Here is a 2,723-nt window from a genome sequence, read left to right as displayed (position 1 = left end):
CCGCGCTCGTCGTCGGGGGCTACGTCGACCGCGTGCTCGACGGCGGCACCTGCACGCTCACGGCGACCAAGGACGGCGTGACGGTCACGGGATCCGGTCCAGCGACGCCCGACGCGACGACCACGTCGTGCGGCACGGTCGGCATCCCGCGGGCGCAGCTGAGCACGGGGACGTGGACGGCGACGCTGACGTACAGCACGGGGACCGCGTCGGTCTCCGCCGCTCCGGTGCCCGTGGAGGTGGCCTCGTGATCCGCGCCGTCCGCGCCCTGGTGGCCGTGCTCGCCACCGCGACCGCCCTGCTCGCGGCGGGTGCGCTCGCGACGCCCACCCCGGCCACCGCGGCCGACCTGAGCCGCTTCGACCCCGGGTTCATCATCAGCGACGCGGTCTTCTACAACGCCGCCGCGATGTCGGCGCCCCAGGTCCAGGCGTTCCTCGACCAGAAGGGCGCGTCGTGCGTGCCGGCGGCGGGCAGCACGTGCCTCAAGAGCTACACCGAGAGCACGACGACGCGCGCCGCGACGAACCGGTGCGCGCAGTACACCGGCCAGCCCGGTGAGTCGGCGGCCGTCATCATCGCGAAGGTCGCGGCCGCGTGCGGCATCAACCCGCAGGTCCTGCTGGTCACCCTCCAGAAGGAGCAGGGCCTGGTCACCGCGACGACGGGCAGGCCCGCGGCGACGTACCAGAAGGCGATGGGCTACGGCTGCCCCGACACCGCCCCCTGCGACGCCCTGTACTACGGCTTCTTCAACCAGGTGTACTCGGCGGCGTCGCAGTTCCGGAACTACCAGCTCAACCCCGGGAGCTACTCGCACCGGGAGGGCCTCACGAACAACGTGCGCTTCCACCCGAACGCCGCCTGCGGCACCGCGCCGGTCCTCATCCGCAACCAGGCGACCGCGGGCCTCTACAACTACACGCCGTACCAGCCGAACGCCGCGGCGCTGGCCGCGGGCTACGGCACGGGCGACGCGTGCTCGTCGTACGGGAACCGCAACTTCTGGAACTACTTCTCCGACTGGTTCGGCAACCCGGCGGGCAGCCCGCCGTTCGGCTTCATCGACTCCGTCACGGTCTCGGGCCTCGAGATCACCGCGACCGGCTGGGCCATCGACCCGGATACCAACGCACCGATCGCCGTGCACGTCTACGCGGGCACGTCCGCGCGCGCGTTCACGGCGGACGTGTCGCGCCCCGACCTCGTCGCGCCCTTCGGCCGGGGCGACAAGCACGGCTACGCCGCGACCATGCCCGTCGCCCCCGGCACGCAGGACGTCTGCGTGTGGGCCATCAACAGCGACGCGATCTCGGGCAACACGCTGCTCGGCTGCCGCACCGTGACGGTCCCCAACCCGCTCCGCGGCTTCGTCGACGCCGTGACGCCCGACGCGACCGGTGTCTACGTCAAGGGCTGGGCGTACGACCCCGACGCGCCCGCGACGAGCGTCCCGGTGAGCGTGACGGTCGACGGCGTCGAGACCCTGCTCACGGCCGACCAGCCGCGACCCGACGTCGACGCCGCCTACGGTGCCGGACCGCGGCACGGCTTCGAGGCCCACGTGCCCGCGTCCGTCGGCCGCCACACGGTCTGCCTCACCGCACGCAAGCCCGCCCCGGGCTACGACCTGCCGCTGACGTGCCGCGACGTGACCGTCGTCAACCAGCAGCCCACCGGCTTCCTCGACTCGGTCACCACGACCGCCACCAGCGTGACCGTCAACGGGTGGGCGCTCGACCCCGACACGACCGACCCGATCGCCGTGCACGTGTACGTCGACAGGAACGCCCAGGCGTTCACGGCCGACCTCCCGCGCGCGGACATCGGGGCGGCGTTCGGCAAGGGCGACCGCCACGGCTTCAGCGCCACCATGCCCGCCGGCCCGGGCACGCACTCGGTGTGCGTCTACGCGATCAACACGCCGTCGGGGCCGAACGTCGCGATGGGGTGCCGCACGGTCACCGTCACCAACGCGAACCCGACCGGGTTCATCGACTCGGTGACGGGCGCGCCCGGCGGCGTGACGGTGCAGGGCTGGGCGCTCGACCCCGACACGACCGACCCGATCGCCGTGCACATGTACGTCGACGGGACCAGCAGCCAGGCGTTCACCGCCGACCAGGTCCGCACCGACATCGGTGCGATCTTCGGCAAGGGCGACAAGCACGGGTTCACCGCGACCATGCCCGCCGGTCCCGGGAACCACACCGTCTGCCTCTACGCGATCAACACCCCGGCCGGCCCGAACGTCGCGATGGGCTGCCGCTCCGTGACCGTGCCCGCCGCGAACCGCGCGCCGATCGGGTTCCTCGACTCGTTCACCTCGACCGCGTCGTCGGTCACCGTGCAGGGCTGGGCCCTCGACCCGGACACGACGGCACCGATCGCGGTGCACGTGTACGTCGACGGCAACAGCCAGGCGTTCGTCGCCGACCAGAGCCGGCCGGACATCGCGTCCGCGTTCGGGCTCGGCGACCGCCACGGGTTCACCGCGACGATGGCGGCGACGCCCGGCGCGCACAACGTGTGCGTCTACGCGATCAACACGCCCGCCGGGTCGAACGTGGCGATGGGGTGCCGGACGGTGACGGTCGGCTGAGCCGCCCGCCCCGCGAGGCGCGACCGGCCCCGGGATCTCGGCCGACGGGACGCCGCGTGGCCTGCTCAGGCCGGGTTCGACGGTCCCGCGGGCCGGTACCGCGCAGGGACGGGCCGGCGCG

The 2,723-nt window shown here is 73.1% G+C and carries 2 protein-coding genes; both read left to right on the top strand.

The annotated features are described in order from the left end of the window. Nucleotides 1-251 (top strand): hypothetical protein (locus HGA02_RS15650; RefSeq protein ID WP_168679999.1); only part of this gene is annotated, 251 nt, incomplete at its 5' end. Next, nucleotides 248-2,602 (top strand): hypothetical protein, encoded by a 2,355-nt coding sequence (locus HGA02_RS15645; RefSeq protein WP_168679997.1) that lies wholly within the window; start codon nucleotides 248-250, stop codon nucleotides 2,600-2,602. The genes HGA02_RS15650 and HGA02_RS15645, both read left to right, overlap by 4 nt. The last annotated feature ends 121 nt before the right edge of the window (nucleotides 2,603-2,723 follow it).

The organism is Cellulomonas septica (genome assembly GCF_012396155.1).
Taxonomy (GTDB): domain Bacteria; phylum Actinomycetota; class Actinomycetes; order Actinomycetales; family Cellulomonadaceae; genus Cellulomonas; species Cellulomonas septica.
This window is presented reverse-complemented; position numbering and strand designations above follow the sequence as displayed.